Origin of the sequence: Microbulbifer sp. CAU 1566 (genome assembly GCF_023156515.1) — a bacterium.
GTDB lineage: Bacteria > Pseudomonadota > Gammaproteobacteria > Pseudomonadales > Cellvibrionaceae > Microbulbifer.
This window is the reverse complement of record NZ_JALNMG010000007.1, coordinates 54215-69747: the sequence shown is the minus strand read 5'-3', so window position 1 is coordinate 69747 and position 15533 is coordinate 54215. Positions and strand designations below refer to the sequence as shown.

Sequence of the window (15533 nt, the reverse complement as noted above, 5' to 3'; positions counted from 1 at the left end):
TTCAACGTTAGACGGGCGGAAGGAATAAGGTCGGCCGCGCCCGTCGAGCGGCCTGAAATCAATATCAAGTCAACTGGAAAGCTTAGGGTTCAGCCCCGGGGTTTCACCACCCAGGTGTCCCCTTCCTGCACCAGCTCGCGGTTGCAGCGGGCCAGGGTTTCACTGTCCTCACTGCTGTTGTCCAGCATGGCGCTGATCACTATTTCGCCCTGGGCGCGGAGTTCTGCGGCTTTCTGCCACAACTGTTCGCAATCACTACAGGGGGCGAGAATCGCCGGGGGTTCGGCCGCACCGCTGGCTCCCAGGGTATTGATCGCCACCAGGTCGGTACTGAATCCGGTGGCCGCACGGTCGCGCCCGAACACGGCTCCGATACCGTTGTAGCGACCGCCGTTGGCCAGTGCCTGGCCGTGGCCGGGCGAGTAAGCCGCGAACACCAGGCCGGTTTCGTAGTCGTAGCCGCGCATCTCGCTGAGATCGAAGAACAGGGCAACCTCGGGGTAACGACGCGCTACCGCATCGGCCACTTGCTGCAGCTCTTCCAGGGCAAGGCGTAGGGGCTCAGGGCCATTGGCAAACAGTTCGCGAGCGCGGGCCAGACACTCACTGCCACCGGCGAGACGCGGCAGTGTGCGCAGCCATTGGGCCGCTTCCGCGTCTTCAACATTCGCCTCGACCCAGCGTTCGATATCCGCTACCGCCTTGCTCTGCAGCAGCTCGATCAATGCCGCCTGACGCTGACTGCTCAGGCCCACGGCCTCGGCCAGACTGCGGAAAATGGCCACATGGCCCAGATCCAGATGTATCTCGCGGATACCGGCAGTGTGCAGGGTTTCGATCATCAGGCTGATGACTTCGATATCGCCCTGCAGGCTTTCTACCCCATAGAGCTCAGCGCCGATCTGAATGGGCGCACGGGGGCCCATGGGCGCGCGCGGGCGGGTGTAAAGCACCTGGCCCGCATAACAGAGGCGGTTGGCGCCGCTGCGGGGAAAACTGTGGGAGTCAATACGCGCGGCCTGCGGGGTGATATCCGCACGTATGCCCAGGCTGCGGCCAGACAACTGATCGGTCACCCGAAAGGTGCTCAGGTCCACGTCGCGCCCCATACCGATCAACAGTGAATCGGTAAATTCCACCATGGGCGGGATGATGAGCTCGTAACCCCAGCGGTGGTAGAGATCCAGCAGGTTTCTGCGCAGGGTTTCCACCCGCGTGGCGTCCGCGGGCAAAATCTCGGCGATGCCATCCGGTAGCATCCAGCGTTCGGCTTGGGTCATGGTGTGGGCGTTCGACTAATTAGCGTTGCGATTTAACTGGGCGGTCAAAAAGACCGGGGTGAACCAGTGTCCAGCACTGTCACCGGGACAGTTTCAGCGATCGGGCCGGCACAAAAAAACCGGGCGCCGGCCCGGTTTCGAGGATTTTACCATCAATTGCCGGGGCTGTGACCAGTCCCGGCAATGGATAGGGCTTATTTGCCTTGAGAATCCTTCAGGTAACGGAAGAACTCGCTGTCCGGATCCACCAGCAGCATGTCGCTCTTGTCTTTGAACGACTCCCGGTAAGCGGTAAGGCTGCGGGAAAAACGGTAGAACTCGGGGTTCTTGCTGTAGGCGTTCGCATAAATGCTGGCCGCTTCGGCATCACCCGTACCGCGCAACTCTTCTGCCTTGCGGTAGGCCTCAGACTCAATAACCACCTTCTGGCGATCCGCATTGGCGCGGATGCGCTCACTGGCTTCCTGGCCCTTGGCGCGGTGATCCCGCGCTTCCAGTTCACGGCCAGTACGCATCCGCTGGAATACCGACTCGGACACCTCTGGCGGCAGGTCGATCCGCTTCACCCGAACATCGACAATTTCCACACCCAGATCGGTTTGCGCAGTCTGGTTCAGGTTTTTGGTGATTTCCGCCATCAGCTCATCACGCTGACCACTGACCACTTCGTGCAAATCACGCACACCAAACTGGTTACGCAGACGGTTGTTGATCTGTTCCGCCAGCAGGCGTACCGCATTGCGTTCGTCACCGCGCGTCGCCACATAAAAGCGGCCGACATCCATGATCCGGTACTTCGCATAGGAGTCCACCATCATGAACTTGTTTTCGCTGTTCAGCATGCGTACCGGCTGGGAGTCCACGGTCTGGATCCGCGCATCGAATTTGCGCAGCTCGTGTACAAGCGGCATCTTGAAGTAGAGCCCGGGACCATAATCGGTCCGCACGACTTCACCGAAGCGCACCAGCACCGCTTTTTCCGTTTCTTTCACCACGAAGGCACTGCTGGACAGAACCAGTAGGCCAATCAGTATCAGCGCGATGACAAAAAGTGATTTGTTACTGTTCATTGCACTTCCCCTTAGCGTACTTCGCGGCCGCGACGGGCGTTATTCACTTCGGTGCGAAGCTGGTTAATAACCCGCTGGGAGATCTCATCGATCACCTGAGGCGACACCTGCTGGCGCGAACTGCTACTGCTGGCGCTGTTTTCGGTCAGCTTGTCCAGGGGCAGATACATCATGTTGTTACCGCCCTTGATATCCACCATGACTTTGGAGGTGTTGCTCATTACGTCCTGCACCGCGTCCAGGTACATACGCTCGCGGGTCACTTCCGGCGCACGCTCGAACTCAGTCAGTAGCGCAGTGAAGCGCGCCGCTTCACCTCGCGCACTTTCCACGACTCGGGACTTGTAGGCTTCGGCCTCCTCGATCATGCGCTGGGCCTGACCACGGGCTACTGGGATAACTTGGTTTGAGTAGGCCTGGGCCTCATTTTGCAAGCGCACCTCATCCTCGCGAGCCCGCACGACGTCGTCAAACGCGTCCTGTACTTCCCGCGGTGCCTTGGCATCGGTGAGGTTGACCACGTCGACGCGAATGCCGGTCTGATACAGATCCAAATATTCCTGCAGACGCACCTGGGTATCGGCAGATACCTGGGTACGGTTCTGGGAGATAACGCCGTTCAGGGTCTGTGAGCCCACCACGTGGCGCAGGGCACTGTCGGTGGCTTCCTGCAGGCTCTTGAGCGGGTCGGCCACGCGCAGCACAAAGGACTCGGCATCATCAATATGCCACTGCACCTGCAACACCACGTCGACGATGCTGGCGTCTTCGGTAAGCATCTGACCGGTGGTGCGCTCGGTACGTACCTCGGTCATGTTCACCTTGGTGACGTGATCGATCAGCGGGGGATTCCAGTGCAGACCTGATTCTTCGGTGCTGTGATATTTACCCAGGCGCAGCACCACAGCGGATTCGTTGGCATCTACCTGATAAAAACCCCACAGGCCATACACAACGGCGAGCACGATCAATACCAGTGACCAGGGGAAGCTGCCGCCACCGGGGCGACCTTCATCCGCGCCAGAGGGTTTGCCACCAAACAGGCCGTTCAATTTTTGCTGCATTTTGCGCAGCAGCTCGTCGAGGTCGGGGGGGCCGTCATTATTACGATTGCCACCACCCCAGGGGTCCTTGTTATTACCACCCGGTTCGTTCCAGGCCATTTATCAACTCCAACTCATTCAACTTATTAATCGTTAGCTGTCGCGAAATTCTAGCATTGATTGCCGGGAGTAATCCGCATACAGGACAGTGTTCTTACGCCACGGAGGTCTTCACTCGACCTCCCAATCCTCCGGCTTCGGCTCTTCGTCCGGCTTTTCCGGAAGCCACTGTGGCGGATTGTTAATTTCTTTGAAGGGCGCCATCAGGCGCTGCAACTCCGAGCGTGGCATCAACACCTGCAGCTCGATATCGCCATTATCGCGATAATGCTCCCGCTGCACGGCGTTACCCTCGAACAGCTGTGCGCGCAAACGCGCGTGCTGCGGAGGGATGACAATCGCACCACTGACCATCTGCTCGCCGATACGCTCGGCAATGGCCTCCACCAGCAAGTCGCAGCCGGCACCGGTCACCGCAGACAACCATACCGCGCGCGGCACGCCCTGATCGTCGCGATCGATGCGCGGTTCTGCATCTGCCAGCAAATCCAGTTTGTTGTACACCAGCAGATGTGGCAAATCTGCCGCGCCGATTTCCTCGAGTACCGACTGTACCTCTTCAATCAGGTGCAAGCGATTTTCCGCCGCGGCGTCGACCACGTGCAGCAACAGCGTCGAACTGGCCGCCTCTTCCAGGGTCGCGCGGAAAGCCTCCACCAGGCGGTGAGGCAAATGGGATACAAAGCCCACGGTGTCCGCCAGGATCATCGCACCCACATTGGGCAGTTCCACTCTGCGCATCGTCGGGTCCAGGGTGGCGAACAACTGATCGCGCACATAGACGTCGGCATCGGTGATGCGATTGAACAAGGTCGACTTACCGGCGTTGGTGTAGCCCACCAGGGATACCGTGGCCACTTCGGCGCGACTGCGCGCGCGGCGCCCCTGCTCACGCTGACGGCGCACCTTGTCCAGGCGCTTTTCAATGGAGTCGATACGCGCCCGCAGTAGGCGGCGGTCGGTTTCCAGCTGGGTTTCACCCGGACCACGCAGGCCAATACCGCCCTTCTGGCGCTCAAGGTGGGTCCAGCCTCGTACCAGGCGGGTGGACATGTGCCGCAACTGCGCCAGCTCTACCTGCAGCTTACCCTCGTGAGTACGGGCGCGCTGGGCAAAGATATCCAGGATCAGGCCGGTGCGGTCCAGTACCCGGCATTTGAGCTCGCGCTCAATATTCCGCTCTTGGCTCGGCGACAGGGTGTGATCAAAAATCACCAACTCCGCGCCATGCTTTTGTACCGTCTGCTGAATTTCTTCCAGCTTGCCGCGGCCAACAAAAGTTTTCGGGTCTGGGGTGGCGCGCTGGCCAAAGATGAATGCCACCGGATCGGCACCTGCGGACAGGGCCAATTCTTCGAATTCCCGCGGGTCCTCGGGACTGTCGATGGCGGAGAGCTCCAGGTGAACCAGCACGGCCAATTCACCGGATTCCGGGCGATCAAAAAACAAGGATTATTCTCTTGAGCTCAAGACTGCACCAGAACTCTGGTGCTGAACAACAGACGCCCCGGGCGAGCCGGGGCGTTGTTTACAACTGGCTGTTTACAACAACAGGGTGAACGCACTGAGAATCGAGCCCCTGGGGCCAGTAGTGCATTCAGGTTAAACCCATTTCAGTCAGCGCCCGAACTACGCAGGCGCCGGTGAATACTACATGGGGGTTCAACCGATTCGGACTCAGCCGAAAGTATCGCGTTCACCACCCTCAGGGCCAGCGCCTTCAGCGCCCGGGCCAGCCGGGTTCATCAGGGGCACGCGCACAGCACGGGAGGGAACAACGGTAGAAATCGCGTGTTTGTAGACCATCTGGCTCACAGTGTTTTTCAACAGCACCACGAACTGGTCGAATGATTCAATCTGGCCCTGCAATTTGATGCCGTTTACCAGATAGATGGAAACCGGGATACGCTCTTTACGCAGAACATTTAAGTAAGGGTCTTGTAAGCTGTGCCCTTTTGACATCTTTTTTCTCCTTGCCAAAAGATAAGTCGCCAGATGACGCACGATCGCGCCCGCGAATCCCGCGGACTAAGAAACGGCCATGGTGATGCGGCGTATAAAAAGAGCCAAAAAGTAACCAAGGCTCTGTGAGTAACTGACTGAATTGGGACGGATACACCGGCCCACTCACGTTATGGCTGCTCAACTGAGAAATTTCAAGGCCTCAGTCAACATTTCATCGATTTTGCGTACTTTGCCGCCAGGCTCCTGTGCATAAATCGGATGCACATCAGGCCAACCGCGCAGCCAGGTCAGCTGGCGCTTTGCCAGCTGCCGGGTTGCAGCAATGCCCGCCTCCAGCATCTGCGCATAGTCCAGCTCGCCGTCGAGGTACTGCCAGACCTGGCGGTAACCCACCGCGCGGATTGCCGGCAAGTCCGGGTGCAGGTCTCCGCGGGCGCGCAGCGCTTTCACTTCGTCAATAAAACCCTGCTCCAGCATCCGCTCGAAACGCAGCGCGATGCGCTGGTGCAGTATTGCCCTGTCTCGCGGCAGTATCGTCAGCTGCTGCACCCGGTAACCCGCCAGTGGCGACTCGCTCACCTGCTCGGCGCGCAGCTGACTCATAGTCTTGCCCGTCAGGTGAAACACCTCCAGCGCGCGCTCGATCCGCACCGAGTGATTCGGGTGCAGTTCCGCGGCCAGCTCGGGATCAACCTGCTCCAGCTCACGATGCAGTACCGGCCAGCCCACCTGCTCGGCGCGGGCCTCTATTGCGGCGCGGAACTCCGGATCGGCTTCCGGCATTTCTGCCATGCCCTCCAATAGAGCCTTGAAATAGAGCATGGTTCCACCGACCAGCAGCGGAATTTTTCCGCGCCCACTGATATCCGCCATGGCCGCCAGGGCGTCGTCGCGAAAGCGACCTACGGAATAGCTTTCGGCCGGGTCGCAGATATCAATCAGCCGATGGGGGTAGCGGACAAGTTCTTCCGCATTGGGCTTCGCGGAGCCAATATCCAGGCCGCGATATACCAGGGCGGAATCCACACTGATCAGCTCCACCGGCAAATGGTCACTGATGGCCATGGCCAGGTCGGTCTTGCCCGACGCCGTCGGGCCCATCAGAAAAATAGCGCGAGGACGTGGATCGTTCATAAATAACCCGTATAAACCGTAACGAGCGGGCGGCTGGCGGCGTCCGCCGGAGCGCAGGCAGCGGAGTGTATTGCTAATACATGAGCAGCCGAGCACCGCCGGACGCCGCCAGCCGCCCGCGCAGTAGGTTTATTGGCCACGCATAAACCATTTATCCATATCGGACAGCTTGACCTGCGTCCAGGTGGGACGACCGTGGTTGCACTGGCCGCTGCGTTCGGTGCGCTCCATATCCCGCAGCAGTGCATTCATCTCAGGAATGGTCAGCTTACGGTTGGCGCGTACCGAGCCGTGACAGGCCATGGTAGAGAGAATTTCATTGATCTGGTTGCCAATCCGATCGCTGCTGCCCTCGGCGAGAAGGTCACTCAACACATCGCGCACCAGCTGTTCCACCGGCGCGCCGTGCAGCATGCTGGGCACCTGCCGCACCATCAGGGTTTCCGGACCGCCGCGCTGCAACACAAAGCCCAGTGAAGTGAAGACTTCCTCACGCTCCTCAAAGCAATCTGCCTCGCGCTCGCTGACCGCGAGACTCACCGGCACCAACAGCGGCTGCGCCTGGATACCACCGGTGGCGTGAGCGCTTTTCATCTTTTCATAGACGATACGCTCGTGGGCCGCATGCATGTCCACGACCACCATGCCCAGCTCGTTCTGCGCAAGAATGTAGATACCGTGCAGCTGGGCGATGGCGAAGCCCAGGGGCGGAGTTTCACTTTCGGACTCGGCGGGCATCTGCTGCGACCAAGCCCCGGCGGTTGCCGCGGCCACCGGCGCTTCTTGCACCCCGCCTTCATAGGGCTGGTGCAATTCGCCATAACCCTGCATTTGCTGCTGAATCCGTTGCGGTGACGACTGCTGGCTGTAGCTCTGGCCGACAAACCCAACGCCCTGCGGAACCGGCTGAGACGGCGCCGAGGACAGCGGCATCCGCTCCTGCCCACCGAATTCACCGGCAGCGAGACCGGACACCTGCGGTGCCGCCTCTTCCACCTCATCTTTTTGCCCCGGGCGCACGTCTGCCAGTGCCCGGTGCAGGGAGCCAAACAGGAAATCGTGCACCAGCCGGCTATCGCGGAAGCGCACCTCGTGCTTGGTCGGGTGCACGTTCACATCCACCGATGCCGGATCCAGTTCGAGATACAGCACAAATGCCGGGTGGCGACCGTGGTATAGCACATCGGCAAAAGCACGGCGCACCGCGTGACTCACCACGCGATCGCGAATGGCGCGGCCGTTGACGTAAAAGAACTGCAGGTCTGCTTGGGAGCGGGAAAAGGCAGGCTCCGCCACCCACCCCCACAGACGCAGGCCGTTGCGCTCCATTTCGATGTGCAGGGCGTTTTGCATAAAGGCGGGACCGCACAACTGCGCGACCCGGCGCTCCATTTCCGCACGACTGGTGCCACCGCGCAGGTTGTGTACACCCTTGCCGTTGTGGCGCAGGCTGATGGATACGTCGAAGCGCGACAGCGCGAGACGCTTGATGGTCTCATCGACACGGTTGAATTCGGTTTTTTCCGTACGCAAGAATTTTCGGCGGGCAGGGGTGTTGAAGAACAGGTCCCGCACTTCGACGGTGGTGCCTCGCGGATGGGCCGCGGGCGCCAACTGGGTTTCCATTTCGCGGCCTTCGGCGGAGACGACCCAGCCTTTGCCGGTGTCGTCACGGCTGCTGGTCAGTGCCAGGCGGGCAACGGAGGAAATACTGGCGAGAGCCTCGCCGCGAAAACCGAGGGTGGCAACGGCTTCAAGGTCTTCAAGTGCGTGAATTTTGGAGGTGGCGTGGCGGGCCAGCGCCAGGTGCAGATCGTCTTTTTCGATCCCTTTGCCGTTGTCCCGCACCATGATGCGTTTTACCCCACCAGCATCCAGGTCCACTTCCAGTCTGGTGGCACCGGCATCGAGGCTATTTTCCAGCAGTTCTTTGATCACGGATGCAGGGCGCTCGACCACTTCACCGGCGGCAATCTGGTTGGCGAGTCTTGGGGAAAGTAACTGGATATTTTCTGGCATTGGATCTGCGACTGAACCTTGAATTGACTGTGTGCCGCCCCCTTTTTTGGGGTTCTTTGGTATTCCGGTGGCGCCGGCGCACCGGGCACTAGTTTTTGGAACCGCTGTGAATACATCCCTGTACGCTGCGTCGGCGTCGTCCATGGCGCCGACGCTTCCAAAAACTAGTACCCGGCACCCCGGCTTATCTTCGGAGTTCTGAGCTACGTCAGGAACTATAAGTTTTCGTTACCACCGGGCTTCAATGCGAAGGCGGGGTGGTGGGGATGGGTTTTCAGGAGCGTCGCAAACAGGATGTTTGCGCCGCAGCGCCCAGGGATGGGTTCACAGCGGTCCTGAAAACCCATACCCACCAGCCCGACGCCACAACGGGTGCGCAAAAAACCCAAGATATAGCGGCGGGCTACCACTCAACCCGAAGGAATTGTAAGCGTCTGCCCCACTCGAATCATCGACGTCTGCATCCCGTTGGCCTTCTTCAGGTCGGTCACAGAAATGTTGTAGCGGGCGGCGATGCCCGACAGGGTATCACCTCGGGAAATGGTGTGCTTGCGATCGATACGGTTGCCGTTGGCCGCCAGCCAGCTCCCCGCCGGGGGCCTGGCTTTGAAGTGGGCCACTATACCCTCGCTGAGTTTTTCTGCCATGCGCTTCTGGAATGCCGGGTCACGCAGGCGGCGGGCTTCACCGGGGTTGGTGATAAACCCGGTCTCCACCAGGATCGAAGGTACATCCGGGTTGCGCAGTACCGAGAAGTTGGCCTGCTCAACCTTCTTTTTGTGCAGGTGAGTGAAGCTGCCCAGGGAGCTCAGCACACTGCTGCCGATATCCAGACTGGCACTCATGGTGGCGGTCATGGACAGATCCAGTAGTACGCCCACCAGGGTATCGTCCTTGTCGTTCAGGCTCAGGCTGCCCACACCACCAATCAGGTCGGATTCATTTTCTCGCTGGGCCAGGTAGCGCGCTGTCTCACTGGTGGCGCCACGGGAGGATACCGCATAGACACCCACGCCCCGGGCCTCTTTGCGGGTGAAGGCATCGGCGTGAATGGAAACGAACAGGTCCGCGCGCAGTTCGCGCCCCTTCTTCACCCGGTTGCGCAGCGGAATATAGTAATCCCCGGTCCGCACCAGTTTGGCGCTGAAGCCGGGCTCGCGATCGAGCTCCTTGTGCAGCTGGCGAGAAATGGCCAGCACCACATCTTTTTCCCGCACACCACCAGGACCAAGGGCTCCGGGGTCTTCGCCACCGTGACCGGCATCGATGGCGACCACAATATCTCGCTGGCCGCGGACCTGTACCTGCTCGATGGTTTTCTCTTCCACCTTGTCGCGGTCGTGCAGGTCGATGACCAGGCGATCCGGCAGCGCTTCGTGGCGGCGCAGGTCGAAGCTGCGCGGGGTTACCGCCTGCTTCAGGTCCAGTACCAGGCGCAGGTCGCGCTTATCTTTGGTCGCGTAGCGAATACCGGCAATGGGAGTATCCTGAATGGGCAGGTTGTCTACCGAGGCCTTGAGTTTGGCGCCGCTCACATCGATAACCACCCGGTGCGGGTTTTCCAGGGTAAACAGCTTGTGTTCGGCGGGGCCGTCGAGGTCCAGTACCAGGCGGGTGTGATCAGGCGCGCGCCACAGGCGCACACCTTCCACGTCCGCGGCGAATGTCGGCTGCACACTCAAAACGGCCAGGAAAGGCAATAGCCATGTTTTGCGCAGGCCCAAGAGGCCTCCGGCGCGACGCGCCCGCGAGGTGTGATGATTACGATACACCCGCTTTCCAGGCGGTGTCTCAAGCGGCAATCCTGCTGCGATCATTCTTATTGCCCTGTCGATCGGTTTTTATTTTGTGCCCGGCAACGGCTACTGCAATTGCGCCAATACCTGGTTGCCCGCCTCGCTCAGCGCCTCAAGCACCAGCCTGCGGCCCTCGCCTTCCAGGCTCAGAGAAAGCGTCAGATCCGGCTCCGGCAAAACGCCTGTGCCGCGCTCAGACCACTCCACCAGGCTGAGACTCCCGGGGCCGAAGTAATCCCGCACCCCCATGTACTCCAGTTCCTCTGCATCCCCCAGGCGATACAGGTCGAAGTGGTAAACCCGCTGCTCGGTGAACTCATATGGTTCCACCAGAGTATACGTCGGACTTTTTACCGCGCCACGGTGGCCAAAAGCCCGCAACACGCCCCGGCTAAAGGTGGTTTTACCCGCGCCCAGCTGGCCACCGAGAAAAATCACCAGCCCCTCGCTGAGACCGGAATCCTTGCAGGCTTTCCCCAATTGCTCACCGGCGGCCACGGTGGCGACCTCGTCGGCGAGAAACTGCGTGACCTGCGCGGGCTGCATTGCCATCAACTCAAATCCTCACTTAGTGGAGTTAATCGACCAGACGGCGAATATGCGGGAGCAGATCCGTCGCCAACAGGCCACGCTGGCCATCTGCCGCCGCCAGGTTACCCGCCTCGCCATGCAGCCAGACACCGAGGCGCGCCGCTGCTGGCAATGCCATACCCTGACCGATCAATGCGGCAATAATTCCCGTCAGCAGGTCACCCATACCCCCGGAGGCCATGCCCGGGTTACCGGTATTGACCAGGTCCACCCCATCCTCGTGGGCGATCAGAGTGCCTGCGCCCTTAAGTATCACCACGCCGCTGAATTTCTGCTGAATCGCTCTGGCCGCGGCCACCCGATCCGCCATCACTTCAGCGGTGGTCATGCCCAACAAGCGCGCGGCTTCACCCACGTGGGGCGTCAGCACCCAGTCGTCGCGCTGGACACCGGCCAGCACCCGGCCGCCGGCGAGAATATTCAGTGCATCCGCGTCCACCACCAGTGCCGCCGGTGCACGGCCGGCACGCGCCAGCAGTTGTTCGCTCCAGGGAGATTGGCCAAGGCCGGGGCCCACAGCGATAACACCTGGCGCTTCCAGCAGCGGCTCCAGCTCTTGGCCAGAGACCACCGGATGTGCCATCACCGCCGGGCAGCGGGTCAATGCCGCCGCCACATGCTCCGGACGACTGGCAATGGAAATCAGGCCAGCGCCGGTACGCGCAGCCGCCTCGGCCGCCATCAGGGCCGCACCACCAAAGCCGTGATCACCCCCCACCACCATCACGTGGCCAAACTGGTTTTTGTAGCTGTCGGCCGCGCGGGGCGCCAACCGCTCCAGGCTGCTGCCCTCATAGCGCAACAGGGAGGCCGGGATCGATGTGTAGACCTCTGGCGCGGCGCCGAGGTCTTCAAAGCGCACCTCGCCGGTCAACGCGGGACCGCGCCCCAGATACAGCCCGCTCTTGCGGCCGATAAAGGTAACGGTGAGATCCGCCTGCACCGCATCGCTTGCGACGCCACTGTCTGCATTCAGGCCCGAAGGAATGTCCACCGCCAGCACCGGCGCGGACAACTGGTTGATATAGGCCACTGTGGCATCCATGGGCGCGCGCAGCGCACCGCTGAATCCGGTACCCAGCAGCGCGTCCACCAGTACGGTATTTGCCTCGATTGTGGGCATTGCAGTGAGGTCCGACACCAGGGTCGCACCCTCGCGTTCGGCAAAGCGATAGGCTTCCAGCGCTTCCCCTTTCAATTTATCGGCCGGTACGGCGCTATAGACCACCACCGGCAACTGGCGCTGGGCCGCGAGGCCGGCGATCACATAGCCATCGCCACCGTTGTTGCCGCCACCACAAAATACCTGCAGCCCGCTCACCTCCGGCCAGCGTCCGCGCAAATGATCAAAGGCCGCGCGACCGGCACGCTTCATCAGCGACAGCGCCGGTATCTGCTGCTGGCTGATGACCTGCTGATCCAGCTCGCGCACGGCGGCCGCACTGTAAAGTTTCTGCGCGAGGGCGCCATCCGGGGTCACTTGGTTCTGGCTATCCATAAATCCGTACTGCTTCCGACTGTGGTCAATTTTTAAACTGTGGCAAAATAACGGCAAAGTATACCGCTTCACACCCCCGACTGCCCCTATGACCAGCACTCCCAAGCCCTCTTCCGATACCGCCACCATGCAGGAGCTGGCCGCGCAGATTCGACTCTGGGGGCGGGAGCTCGGCTTCCAGCAGGTGGGCATTACCGACTGCCAGCTGCAACAGCACGGCGAGCGCCTGCAGGCCTGGCTGGACGCGGGCTACAACGGGGATATGGAGTGGATGGGTGCCCATGGCGAAAAGCGCTGGCGCCCGGAATTGCTCGAAGAGGGCACCTTGCGGGTCATCAGTGTGCGCCTGGATTACCTGCCCCCGGACACACAGCCGGTACAGGTGCTGAAAGACCCGGGCAAGGCCTATGTCTCCCGCTATGCCAACGGCCGCGACTATCACAAGCTGATCCGCAAACGCCTGGCGCAGCTGGCACAGCAGATTGACCGCTATTGCGAAGAGCGCGGATTGGCGGCCAGCGGTCGCGCCTTCACCGACAGCGCACCGGTGATGGAGCGCGCCCTGGCAGAAAAAGCCGGACTCGGCTGGATTGGCAAGAATTGCATGGTGATCAATAGCGAGGCAGGCAGCTGGTTTTTTCTTGGGGAAATTTACACCAACCTGCCGCTACCGGTGGACGTGAGTGAGCAGCCGAACCAGTGCGGTGAGTGCACCGCCTGCCTGAAGGTGTGCCCCACGGATGCGTTTGTGGATGCCTACACCCTCGACGCGCGCCGCTGTATTTCCTACCTGACCATCGAGAACAAGGGCCCCATCCCCCTGGAATTCCGCGAGCCCATGGGCAACCGGGTCTTTGGCTGCGACGATTGTCAGATCATCTGCCCCTGGAACAAATTTGCCAAACCCACTGCGGAGAATGACTTCCATCCGCGACATGGGCTGGACAGTGGCGAGCTGGTGAATCTATTTCAATGGAGCGAGCCGGAATTTTTGAAGAATACCGAGGGCTCTGCGATTCGGCGAATCGGGTTTGAGCGCTGGCAGCGGAACTTGGCTGTTGCCCTTGGCAATGCAGATCCTGCGCCGGAGATATTCGAGGTTTTGGAAAGTTCGCTGGAATCTGCAACGCCGCTAGTTGCAGAGCATATTGAGTGGGCACTGGGGCAGTTGCGCAGTGGACGGCGGCGGAGACGGAAGATCAAACGGTCTTCTTAGTGCCCCCAGAGGTATTGAGTGCTCTGCTCTCACTTTATTGGCGCTCCGCCGCCACTAAAGCAAAAACAGAGCGCCAAAAAACCACCAAACCTTCAACTCATGCGAAAAAAGTGCTCACGATAATGTTTCAGCTCGTTAATAGAATCGTGAATATCATCCAACGCCAGATGCGATGAAGTTTTCTTCACCCCTTCCAGTACATCGGGCCGCCAGCGCCGCGCCAGCTCTTTCACCGAGCTCACGTCCAGGTTGCGATAGTGGAAGTATTGCTCCAACAGCGGCATATATTTCACCAGGAACCGGCGGTCCTGGCCGATGGAGTTACCGCACATGGGCGAGGCGCCCTCCGGTACCCACTGGCCGAGAAACTCAATGGTCTCCCGCTCCGCCTCGCGCTCGCTGATGTGAGACTCACGCACTCGCGCCACCAGCCCGGAGCCACCGTGCTGTTCCGTGTTCCAGTCATCCATCGCATTCAGCAGCGCATCGCTCTGATGCACTGCCATGACCGGCCCCTCCGCCAGCACATTCAGGCGCGAATCCGTCACCACCGTCGCAATCTCAATGATGCGCTCCTTCTCCGGATCCAGGCCTGTCATTTCCAGATCGATCCAGATCAGATTATTCTGGTCCACAGTAAACTCCTTACTAGCCCCGGCGGCGGGCAGATAACGGGTGAAATGGCGGGAAAAGCGCAAGGTACCGCAATCCCCCATCGATGCAAGTTATAATCCGGCGCTTTCCCCAAACCGAGCCTCCATGAGCAAACGCAAACTCAACCGCCGCCAGCAGTGGCGCATCGCCAAAATCCAGCAGGAGCGGGAGGCGCGCGCACGCAAAAAGGAGCAGAGCCTGGAGCAGGCCGGGGAAGAAGGTGACCTCGGGCAGGAGCAAACCGGCCTCATCATCGCCAACTACGGCACCCAGGTACTGGTAGAAAGTGAGAACGACAGCGAGCTGCGACAGCGCTGCCATGTACGCTCCAATATCGACACCCTGGTCACCGGCGACAAAGTGGCCTGGCGCCCGTCCATCGGCGAGTCCACCGGTGGCCTCGGGGTCGTCGGCGCACGCCTGCCGCGCCACTCGGAGCTGCAGCGCCCGGACCGCTACGGCGATATGAAAACCGTCGCCGCGAATATCGACCGCATCCTGATCGTCATTGCCCCCTATCCGGAGCCCTTCGCCAACGCCATCGACCGCTATCTGGTCGCCGCGGAAACCACCGGTATTCAGCCACTGCTACTGCTGAACAAAATCGACCTGATCGACGACAGCAACCGCGATCACCTCAGCGATTTGCTGATGCCCTACCCCGGGCTCGGCTACGACATACTGAAACTGTCTACCCGCACCGGCGAGGGCCTTGAAGAATTACTCGCACTGCTGGCCCAGGGTACCAGCGTGTTTGTCGGCCAGTCCGGCGTCGGCAAATCCTCGCTGATCAACGGCCTGCTGCCCGGCACCGATGCCCGCACCGGCGCCCTCTCCGAAGCCACCGGCAAAGGCACCCATACCACCACCGCCGCGGAACTGTTTCACCTGCCCAGTGGCGGCGATCTGATAGACTCCCCGGGCATTCGCGAATTCGGCCTCTGGCACATGAGCGAGCAGGAACTGCTGGAAGGCTTTGTGGAATTCCGCCCGTTTATCGGCCACTGCCGCTTCCGTGACTGTCGCCACCAGGGCGAACCCGGTTGCGCCATTCAGAGCGCACTGCTGCGCGGGGACGTCAGCGAAAGACGCATGGACAGCTACCTGCACCTGCGCAACAGCCTGGAAACTGAATAAGCCCGGAGCA

Annotated in this window: 13 protein-coding genes; 2 read left to right on the top strand and 11 right to left on the bottom strand. The window is 60.5% G+C overall.

Annotation, left to right across the window (positions count from 1 at the left end; translation table 11 throughout):
• Nucleotides 1–89: 89 nt before the first annotated feature.
• From M0G74_RS16405 to M0G74_RS16360, 10 genes are all read right to left on the bottom strand, one after another.
• Nucleotides 90–1280 carry an ATP phosphoribosyltransferase regulatory subunit gene (locus M0G74_RS16405; protein ID WP_248219667.1) on the bottom strand — a complete coding sequence of 397 codons (1191 nt, stop codon included), beginning with the start codon at nt 1278–1280 and terminating at the stop codon, nt 90–92.
• A 194-nt stretch (nt 1281–1474) separates the two neighbouring features.
• A complete protein-coding gene (gene hflC / locus M0G74_RS16400; RefSeq protein WP_160151667.1) occupies nt 1475–2350 on the bottom strand; it encodes a protease modulator HflC in 876 nt (291 codons plus the stop codon).
• Nucleotides 2351–2361: 11 nt separating this feature from the next.
• On the bottom strand, nt 2362–3513 hold the full coding sequence (gene hflK, locus M0G74_RS16395) for an FtsH protease activity modulator HflK (protein ID WP_160151668.1): 1152 nt from the start codon (nt 3511–3513) through the stop codon (nt 2362–2364).
• A 111-nt stretch (nt 3514–3624) separates the two neighbouring features.
• Nucleotides 3625–4962 (bottom strand): ribosome rescue GTPase HflX, encoded by a 1338-nt coding sequence (hflX, locus tag M0G74_RS16390; RefSeq protein WP_248219664.1) that lies wholly within the window; start codon nt 4960–4962, stop codon nt 3625–3627.
• 228 nt (nt 4963–5190) lie between these two features.
• On the bottom strand, nt 5191–5475 hold the full coding sequence (gene hfq, locus M0G74_RS16385) for an RNA chaperone Hfq (protein ID WP_160151670.1): 285 nt from the start codon (nt 5473–5475) through the stop codon (nt 5191–5193).
• A gap of 180 nt (nt 5476–5655) precedes the next feature.
• Nucleotides 5656–6612 carry a tRNA (adenosine(37)-N6)-dimethylallyltransferase MiaA gene (miaA, locus tag M0G74_RS16380; protein ID WP_248219662.1) on the bottom strand — a complete coding sequence of 319 codons (957 nt, stop codon included), beginning with the start codon at nt 6610–6612 and terminating at the stop codon, nt 5656–5658.
• Nucleotides 6613–6741: 129 nt separating this feature from the next.
• Nucleotides 6742–8631, bottom strand: a complete 1890-nt coding sequence (gene mutL / locus M0G74_RS16375; protein ID WP_248219660.1) for a DNA mismatch repair endonuclease MutL — start codon at nt 8629–8631, stop codon at nt 6742–6744.
• Between the two features lie 410 nt (nt 8632–9041).
• A complete protein-coding gene (locus M0G74_RS16370; protein WP_248219658.1) occupies nt 9042–10355 on the bottom strand; it encodes an N-acetylmuramoyl-L-alanine amidase in 1314 nt (437 codons plus the stop codon).
• Nucleotides 10356–10493: 138 nt separating this feature from the next.
• Complete coding sequence (gene tsaE, locus M0G74_RS16365; protein WP_248219656.1) at nt 10494–10979, bottom strand: tRNA (adenosine(37)-N6)-threonylcarbamoyltransferase complex ATPase subunit type 1 TsaE; 486 nt, start codon at nt 10977–10979, stop codon at nt 10494–10496.
• 25 nt (nt 10980–11004) lie between these two features.
• Complete coding sequence (locus tag M0G74_RS16360; RefSeq protein WP_248219653.1) at nt 11005–12516, bottom strand: NAD(P)H-hydrate dehydratase; 1512 nt, start codon at nt 12514–12516, stop codon at nt 11005–11007.
• A gap of 88 nt (nt 12517–12604) precedes the next feature.
• Between M0G74_RS16360 and queG the strand changes: the two genes are divergently transcribed.
• Nucleotides 12605–13732, top strand: coding sequence for a tRNA epoxyqueuosine(34) reductase QueG (queG, locus tag M0G74_RS16355; protein WP_248219651.1), 1128 nt, complete (start codon nt 12605–12607; stop codon nt 13730–13732).
• A 92-nt stretch (nt 13733–13824) separates the two neighbouring features.
• On the opposite strand, the gene orn is transcribed toward queG, so the two are convergent.
• Nucleotides 13825–14367, bottom strand: coding sequence for an oligoribonuclease (orn, locus tag M0G74_RS16350; RefSeq protein WP_160151676.1), 543 nt, complete (start codon nt 14365–14367; stop codon nt 13825–13827).
• A 124-nt stretch (nt 14368–14491) separates the two neighbouring features.
• Between orn and rsgA the strand changes: the two genes are divergently transcribed.
• Nucleotides 14492–15523: a small ribosomal subunit biogenesis GTPase RsgA gene (gene rsgA, locus M0G74_RS16345; protein ID WP_248219648.1), complete on the top strand. Its 1032-nt coding sequence runs from the start codon at nt 14492–14494 to the stop codon at nt 15521–15523.
• Nucleotides 15524–15533 lie beyond the last annotated feature (10 nt).

Excerpts from the sequence above, each read along its gene's own strand:
- M0G74_RS16405 (WP_248219667.1), bottom strand. The coding sequence starts at position 1,280 with ATGACCCAAGCCGAACGCTGGATGCTACCGGATGGCATCGCCGAGATT.
- hflC (WP_160151667.1), bottom strand. The coding sequence starts at position 2,350 with ATGAACAGTAACAAATCACTTTTTGTCATCGCGCTGATACTGATTGGC.
- hflK (WP_160151668.1), bottom strand. The coding sequence starts at position 3,513 with ATGGCCTGGAACGAACCGGGTGGTAATAACAAGGACCCCTGGGGTGGT.
- hfq (WP_160151670.1), bottom strand. The coding sequence starts at position 5,475 with ATGTCAAAAGGGCACAGCTTACAAGACCCTTACTTAAATGTTCTGCGT.
- miaA (WP_248219662.1), bottom strand. The coding sequence starts at position 6,612 with ATGAACGATCCACGTCCTCGCGCTATTTTTCTGATGGGCCCGACGGCG.
- mutL (WP_248219660.1), bottom strand. The coding sequence starts at position 8,631 with ATGCCAGAAAATATCCAGTTACTTTCCCCAAGACTCGCCAACCAGATT.
- tsaE (WP_248219656.1), bottom strand. The coding sequence starts at position 10,979 with ATGGCAATGCAGCCCGCGCAGGTCACGCAGTTTCTCGCCGACGAGGTC.
- M0G74_RS16360 (WP_248219653.1), bottom strand. The coding sequence starts at position 12,516 with ATGGATAGCCAGAACCAAGTGACCCCGGATGGCGCCCTCGCGCAGAAA.
- queG (WP_248219651.1), top strand. The coding sequence starts at position 12,605 with ATGACCAGCACTCCCAAGCCCTCTTCCGATACCGCCACCATGCAGGAG.
- rsgA (WP_248219648.1), top strand. The coding sequence starts at position 14,492 with ATGAGCAAACGCAAACTCAACCGCCGCCAGCAGTGGCGCATCGCCAAA.